The sequence below is a fragment of the Streptomyces sp. NPDC058157 genome, from assembly GCF_042884105.1.
GTDB lineage: Bacteria > Actinomycetota > Actinomycetes > Streptomycetales > Streptomycetaceae > Streptomyces.
In genome coordinates this window covers 1-7598 of sequence record NZ_JBHVUQ010000283.1, presented here as the reverse complement: position 1 = coordinate 7598, position 7598 = coordinate 1, and the positions used below count along the sequence as shown (strand labels likewise).

The window sequence follows — 7598 nt, the reverse complement described above, 5'->3', positions numbered from 1 at the left end:
CCTCGAAGGGGTTCCGGGCCCGGCCCGTTTCCGTCCGCCCGCCGACTAGACGTGCGCCCGCAGCAGCGAACGCATCGTGCGCATCGCCACCGACAGGTTCGCCAGGTCGAAGTCGTCCGAGCTGCGGATCTCCTCCAGCGTCGTGCGCGCCCGGCCGATCAGCGCCGCGTTCTTCTCCTCCCACGCCTTGAAGCGCTCCTCGGGAGTCGCGTCCGCGTCGCCCACCGACAGCACGTCCGCCGTCAGCGCCGCGTGCGCCGCGAACAGGTCCTCGCGGATCGAGGCACGGGCCATCGACTGCCAGCGGTCCGACCGCGGCAGCTCGATGATCCGGTCCATCAGCTGCGTGATGTCCAGCCGGTCGGCGAGGTCGTAGTACACCTCGGCGACGGCCAGCGGGTCCACGCCCGTCCGGTCGGCCGTGGCGACGATGTCCAGCGTCGGGAAGGCCGAGGAGAACCCGGCCACCTTCGCCGCGAGCTCCGCGGGCACGCCCTCGCCGGTCAGCTCGTCCATCACCGACTGGTACCACTCCAGGTCCGCGCCGCGCACCAGCTTCGGAAGCTCGGCCCAGACCTGCGCCACCCGCGCGCTGAACAGCTCGACGGTCTCGGTGATCTGCAGCGGCTGCGGCCGGTTGTTGAGCAGCCAGCGCGTACCGCGCTCCACCAGGCGCCGCGAGTGCAGCCGGATCCGGGTCTGGACGCCGGCCGCGACCTTGTTGTCGAGCGCCTCGACGGCGTCCCACACCTCGGCCAGGCCGAAGATCTCGCGGGCCGACAGCTGCGCCCGGACGATCTCCTCCAGCGAAGCCCCGGTCTCCTCCCGCAGGCGGTGCAGGAAGGTCGAACCACCGGTGTTGACGGTGTCGTTGACCAGCAGGGTGGTGATGATCTCCCGGCGCAGGGCGTGCGCGTCGACCTGCTCGGGGAACTTCGCCACCAGCGCGCCCGGGAAGTAGGCGTGCAGCAGGCGGCGCAGGTACGGGTCGTCCGGCAGCTCGGTGTGGATGAGCTCGTCCGCCACCGTGATCTTGGTGTAGGCGAACAGGACGGCCAGCTCCGGCTGGGTCAGACCGCGGCCGGTGTTCAGCAGCTCGCGGATCTGCCGGTCGTTGGGCAGGAACTCCAGCTGGCGGTCCAGCTGCCCGTCACGGCCCAGGCGGCGCATGAAGCGCTGCTGGGCGTGGAGCAGGCTCGGCGCCTGCGCGGAGCCGTTGGCCAGGGCCGTGTTCTGCGCGTAGTTGTTGCGCAGGACCAGGTGACCGACCTCGTCCGTCATCTCGGCCAGCAGCTTGTTGCGCTGCTTGACGGTCATGTCGCCCTCGGTGACCAGGGCGTTCAGCAGGATCTTGATGTTCACCTCGTGGTCCGAGGTGTCCACACCCGCGCTGTTGTCGATGGCGTCGGTGTTGACCTTGCCGCCCTCGCCGCCGGCGCCGCTGCGGGCGAACTCGATGCGGCCCAGCTGGGTCAGACCCAGGTTGCCGCCCTCGCCGATGACCTGCGCGCGGACGTCGGCGCCGTTGACGCGGATGGCGTCGTTGGCCTTGTCGCCGACGTCGGCGTGCGTCTCGGCCGTCGCCTTGACGTACGTGCCGATGCCGCCGTTCCACAGCAGGTCCACCGGGGACTTGAGGATCGCCTGCATCAGGTCGGCCGGGGTCATCTTGGTGACGCCCGCCTCGATGCCGAGGGCCGCCCGCATCTGCGCGTTGACCGGGATGGCCTTCGCGGTGCGCGGGTGGATGCCGCCGCCCGCCGACAGCAGTGCGGTGTCGTAGTCCGCCCACGAGGAACGCGGCAGCTCGAACAGGCGCCGGCGCTCCGCGTACGAGGTGGCCGCGTCCGGGGTCGGGTCGATGAAGATGTGCCGGTGGTCGAAGGCGGCGACCAGGCGGATGTGCTCGGAGAGCAGCATGCCGTTGCCGAAGACGTCACCGGACATGTCGCCGACGCCGACGACCGTGAAGTCCTCGGTCTGGGTGTCGTGGCCCAGCTCGCGGAAGTGCCGCTTGACCGACTCCCAGGCGCCGCGGGCCGTGATGCCCATGCCCTTGTGGTCGTAGCCGGCGCTGCCGCCCGAGGCGAAGGCGTCGCCCAGCCAGAAGCCGTAGGACTCGGCGACACCGTTGGCGATGTCGGAGAACGTCGCGGTGCCCTTGTCGGCGGCGACGACCAGGTAGGTGTCGTCCTCGTCGTGGCGGACCACGCCCTTGGGCGGGACGACCTCGCCCGCGACCATGTTGTCGGTGATGTCGAGCAGCGCCGAGATGAAGATCTTGTAGGACGCGATGCCCTCGGCGAGCCACGCGTCGCGGTCCACCGACGGGTCCGGCAGGTTCTTCGCGACGAAGCCGCCCTTGGCGCCGACCGGCACGATGACGGTGTTCTTGACCATCTGCGCCTTGACCAGGCCGAGGATCTCCGTACGGAAGTCCTCGCGCCGGTCGGACCAGCGCAGACCGCCTCGGGCGACCTTGCCGAAGCGCAGGTGGACGCCCTCGACGCGCGGGGAGTACACCCAGATCTCGAACGCCGGGCGCGGGGCCGGCAGGTCCGGGATGGCCTGCGGGTCGAACTTCATCGACACGTACGCGTGCTGCTCGCCAGCGGCGTTCGGCTGGAAGAAGTTCGTCCGCAGGGTGGCCTTGATCAGCGTCAGGAACGCCCGCAGGATGCGGTCCTCGTCGAGCGAGGCGACCTGGTCCAGGGCCCCGTCCAGCTCCTCCAGCATCGCGTCCACGAGCTCGGTGCCGGCGGCCTGGCGCCCCGGCGACATCCGCGCCTCGAAGAGGGAGACCAGCAGCCGGGTGGTGTGGACGTTGTTGCGGAGGGTGTCCTCCATGTAGTCCTGGCTGAAGGTGGAGCCGGCCTGGCGCATGTACTTGGCGTACGCGCGCAGGACCACGGCCTGCCGCCAGGTGAGCCCGGCGCCCAGGACGAGGGTGTTGAAGTTGTCGTTCTCGGCCTCGCCGGTCCACACGGCCGCGAAGGCCTCCTGGAACCGCTCGCGGGCGTCGTCGCCGAGGTAGTTGTCCCCGTTGCCGTTGGACAGCGGCATCCGCAGGCCGAAGTCGTAGATCCAGGCGCTCACCCGGTCGCTGCGGCGCAGCTCGTACGGGCGCTCGTCGGTGACCTCGACGCCCAGGCGCTGGAGGACCGGCAGGACGGCGGACAGGGAGACCTGCTCGCCCTCGCGGTAGATCTTGAACCGGCGCTCGCCCGGGCCCGCGCCGACGGGCTCGTACAGCGAGAGCGCGAACTCGCGGTCGCTGGCGGACAGCCGCTCCAGGTGGCACAGGTCGGACACGGCCATGCGCGGCGTGTGGTCGGCCTTGTAGCCCTCGGGGAAGGAGCCGCTGTACTTGCGCAGCAGCTCGGCGGCGCGCTCCTCGCCCAGCTCGGCCGTCAGGGCCTCGCCGAAGCCGTCGGCCCAGGAGCGGGCGGCCTCGACCAGGCGGGTCTCGACGCGCTCGACGTCGGCGTCGGTCAGCGCGGGCAGCTGGGTGCCCTGCGGGACGCGGACGACGAAGTGGATGCGGGAGAGGACCGACTCGGTGTTCCAGGCGGTGAAGTCGACGCTGGTGCCGCCGAGCTCCTCCTTCAGGATGTCCATCAGGCGCAGCCGGACGCCGGTGGTGAACCGGTCGCGCGGCAGGTAGACCAGCGCCGAGTAGTAGCGGCCGTACTCGTCCTGGCGCAGGTAGAGCCGCAGCCGGCGGCGTTCCTGCAGGTACAGGACCGAGGTGGCGATCTCGCGGAGCTTGTCGACCGGGGTCTGGAACAGCTCGTCGCGCGGGTAGGTCTCCAGGATCTGGAGCAGGTCGCGGCCGTCGTGGCTGGACGGCGAGAAGCCGGCGCCCTCCAGGACCTCGGCGACCTTGCGGCGGATCACCGGGACGCGGCGCACGGACTCGGTGTACGCGGCGGAGGAGAACAGGCCGAGGAAGCGGCGCTCGCCGACGACGTTGCCCTCGGCGTCGAACTTCTTCACGCCGACGTAGTCGAGGTACGAGGGGCGGTGCACGGTCGCGCGGCTGTTGGCCTTCGTCAGCACCAGCAGCTCGTGCTCGCGGGCCTTGGCGCGGGCGTCGGCCGGCAGCCGGTTGAAGGACGGCGAGACGGGGTGCGCGTCCTCCTGCCCGTGGTGGACCGGGTCGGAGCGCAGGATGCCCAGGCCGGTGCCGGGGACGGCCGCGAGGGCGTCGCCGTCGACCAGGTTGTACTCGCGGAAGCCGATGAAGGTGAAGTGGTCGTCGGCCAGCCAGCGCAGCAGCTCGCGGGCCTCCTCCTGCTCGTACTCGCGCAGGTCCGGGGCGGTCGGCTCGTTCGGCAGCTCGTCGGCGATGCGCAGCGCGGCGTCGCGCATCTTCTCCCAGTCCTCGACGGACTCGCGGACGTCGGACAGGACGCGCAGCAGGTCGCCGGTGATCTGCTTGAGGTCGGCCTTGTCGGTCTCGCGGTCGATCTCGACGTGGATCCACGACTCGACGAGGGAGTCGTGCGGGCGCGCGGTCTTGGGGCCGTGGGCGTCGCAGTCCGGGCCGAGGATCTCGATCAGCTTGCCGGTGACGTCACGGCGCACGACGACCTGCGGGTGGATCACGACGTGGATGCCGCGGCCCTGGCGGGACAGCTCGTTGGTGACCGAGTCCACGAGGAAGGGCATGTCGTCGGTGACGACCTCGACGACCGAGTGGCTGGAGGTCCAGCCGTTCTCCTCGACCGTGGGGGTGTGCACGCGCACGTTCGCCGTGCCCTGCGGGCGGTTCTCCGCCAGCCGGTAGTGGGAGAGCGCCGCACCGAACACGTCGACCGGGTCGCGGTCCGCGAGGTCCTCGGGGGCCGTGTGCAGGTAGTAGCGCTGGAGGTAGGCGAGCGTCGCTCCCTGTCCGGGGTGCTCGCCCTGCTCGGACCCAGTCGGAAGTAGCCCCCCGGCCGGGCTGTTCTCAGCTACCCGTGCCGCCCGCGCGAGCAGCTCGGCCTTTGCTTCGTCCAGCTTGGTCTGCATGTCCTCTGGCTCCTGTCGCGCGCCATTGCGTGACGTAGGGGAAGGAAGGAATGACAAAGCGCCGAACGGAGCATCCGTCCGGTTGCGGCGCAGTGTCGTCGGGAGAGCCGCCCGGGAAGGCTTCGACCATGATCGACAGGTCCCGGCGGCGGGGATCAGCGAAGGCCCGGGCACGGACGTGCGCCGGGCGCGGGCCGGGGGCATGGGTGCCCCCGAGGACTATCGCGCTGATCACGGGTACAAGGCTATCTCGCCGGACCCCCAGGTCGTCATTCACTGCATCTGTACAAAACCCGGGGTAAAACCTGGACACTCTGGCCAGCGACTCGGCCGCCGCGGCGTGCGGGGGTCGCTATCCGGCCAGTTCACGGGCGGTGGCGACGGCCTCGGCGAGGCTGTCGACCACGGGCACGCCCGCCGACTCCAGACTGGCCCGGCTGTGCGAACCGCCCGTGTACAGGACGGCGCGTGCGCCCACGTGGGCGGCGGCCAGCGCATCGTCCACGGCGTCGCCGACGAGGACCGTACGGGAAGCCGTCACACCGGCCGCCTCCATGGCGGCCATATGACGTACGAGGTGCCCCGCCTTGGAGGTGTGGGAGGGCCCGGTACGGCCGTCGACCCGGAGGAAGTGCACGTCGATGCCGTGTTCGCGGACCAGGGGCACCAGCTTGTCGTGCGGCGCCAGCGACAGCAGGGACTGGGTGAGCCCCTCCTCCTGCCAGCCCCGCAGCAGCTCCCGCGCGCCCTCGGCGAGACCGGCGTCCGCGGCGGCCGCCCAGTAGTGCCGGTGGAAGGCCTCGTCCATGACGGCCCACTCCGCCTCGGTGGGCAGCCGGCCCATCAGCCGCTCGTAGAACCTCGGCACGGGGACGACGTACAGCTCGCGGTACCGCTCCAGGGTGATCGGCTCGAAACCGAGCTCGGCGAAGGAGGCGTTCGTGGCGGTCATGACGGCGTCGATGTCGTGCAGCAGGGTCCCGTTCCAGTCCCACACGATGTGGGCCGTACCACCACTCACCGGAACCTCAGCCCCCATTCCACCCATCACACCCATCTCACCCATCTCACCCACCGGCTCCACCTCACCCACGCCGCTCGGACCGCTCAGCCCAGCAGCCCGGGGATCTCCTGCACCCCGAACCACAGCAGCTCGTGGTCCTCGGCTCCGTCGACGGTGAACTGCGCGTCGTCGTCCCCGGCGTCCGCGGCGGCCAGCGCCCCGGCGGCGGCGGTCACGTCCGCCTCTGCGTCCTCGGCGTCCACGTGCACGGCGGCGGCCACGGTCAGCCGCACGGCGGCGGCGAGCGTCACCTGCCCGAGGGTGGCCTCGTCCACGCCCGGGGACGCGACGGCGGCCCCGTCCGCCACGTCGACGGCGACGACGACCCGCTTGCGCGGGGCCGCGGCGTCCTCGGCCAGCATCCGCAGCGAGGCGGCGGCGGCCCGGCCCAGGGCCGCGTACTCCAGCTCCTCGATGTCGTCGGAGACGTACCACTCCCGCAGACCGGGCGTCACGGCGTACGCGCGGAGCGGGGCGGGCCCCAGCTCGCCCGCCTTGTGCGCCTCGGCGAGCCCGGGGAGGGTCAGGGGGACGTACACGCGCATGGCCGGCTGCTTTCGGTAGTCGGAAAACCCCCTCAGGATACGACCGCGACCCGCGAACTCCCCCAGGGGCGGGGGCCCCGGATCTCCACCGCGGCACACCGCCAGCGCTGGTCGGCCCCCTGCTCCAGCCGGAAGGCCATCGCGGAGACCCGCTCCCCGGTCGCGATCCGCGCGAAGGCCTCGATCACCCCCGGCCCCGGATGGAACCGCCCGCAGTGCCGCAGCACCGGCCGCAGCCGCTCCCGCAGCGGCCCGGTGGGCGCGAGCTCGACCAGCTGGTCGTACGCCTCCCCGACGGTCAGCCCGAGCAACGAATGCACGGGCCGCTGCCCACTCACCACGGCGAGGATCCGCTGCGCGAACCACTCGTGCGGCCCCATCCGCCGCACGGCCCGCGGACTCCCAACCCCCCGCTGCGGCCTGTCCCCGTCCGCCCCCGCCCCGGACCGGGCCCCGCCCGCCACCCGGGCACCCCCCGGCCGCCGCTGATCCCGCCGCCCGGCGGGCCGGGTCCGGCTCGGCGCCCCCGGCCTGCTGCGGCTGCCTTCGCCGCCGATGGTGCCGCCCGTGGTGGTGTCCATGCCGATTCCCCCGATCAGACCGAGCCTGGCCCCTGGGGGTACCAAGCGGTAACTAGACGTGGTTTTTCTACGACCCCCGAACACGCTCCGCAACCACCACACCCCACCCCGAAGCCCCCGGCGGAGGTTCACCTATCCGAGTGCGGACGCCTCCCACCCAGGCGGCAGAAACCCCTCCCCCAGGCCCTACGTGGACGCCCGAACCCCCTCCCACCCAAGCCCGAAAGGGGTAACCCCCAGTCACCCTCCCGGCCCCACACACCGCCCCCCAGCCGCATCCGGGACGGGGGGGGGACGGGCGGGACCGGCGGGACCTTCCGGAGCGGTCTCAGAGAAGGGTTGGGGCTTTCCCGTCAGTCTCATCGTCCTTCCGCGTCGGGCCGGTCAGTCAAGAGC

General features: G+C 71.7%; 4 protein-coding genes. All 4 read right to left on the bottom strand.

All coding sequences use genetic code 11. The annotated features are described in order from the left end of the window. Positions 1-45: 45 nt before the first annotated feature. The 4 genes from ACFVXK_RS35650 to ACFVXK_RS35635 all read right to left on the bottom strand — a co-directional run bounded on the left by ACFVXK_RS35650 (position 46) and on the right by ACFVXK_RS35635 (position 7178). Entirely contained in the window at positions 46-5013 is a 4968-nt protein-coding gene (locus ACFVXK_RS35650; protein WP_389620576.1) for an NAD-glutamate dehydrogenase, read from the bottom strand. Positions 5014-5365: 352 nt separating this feature from the next. Next, positions 5366-6034 (bottom strand): HAD family hydrolase, encoded by a 669-nt coding sequence (locus ACFVXK_RS35645; RefSeq protein WP_389620573.1) that lies wholly within the window; start codon positions 6032-6034, stop codon positions 5366-5368. A gap of 86 nt (positions 6035-6120) precedes the next feature. Further along, positions 6121-6621 carry a DUF6912 family protein gene (locus ACFVXK_RS35640; RefSeq protein ID WP_389620570.1) on the bottom strand — a complete coding sequence of 167 codons (501 nt, stop codon included), beginning with the start codon at positions 6619-6621 and terminating at the stop codon, positions 6121-6123. Between the two features lie 32 nt (positions 6622-6653). Continuing rightward, positions 6654-7178: an Rv3235 family protein gene (locus ACFVXK_RS35635; RefSeq protein ID WP_389620579.1), complete on the bottom strand. Its 525-nt coding sequence runs from the start codon at positions 7176-7178 to the stop codon at positions 6654-6656. Positions 7179-7598 lie beyond the last annotated feature (420 nt).

Excerpts from the sequence above, each read along its gene's own strand:
- ACFVXK_RS35640 (WP_389620570.1), bottom strand. The coding sequence starts at position 6,621 with ATGCGCGTGTACGTCCCCCTGACCCTCCCCGGGCTCGCCGAGGCGCAC.
- ACFVXK_RS35650 (WP_389620576.1), bottom strand. The coding sequence starts at position 5,013 with ATGCAGACCAAGCTGGACGAAGCAAAGGCCGAGCTGCTCGCGCGGGCG.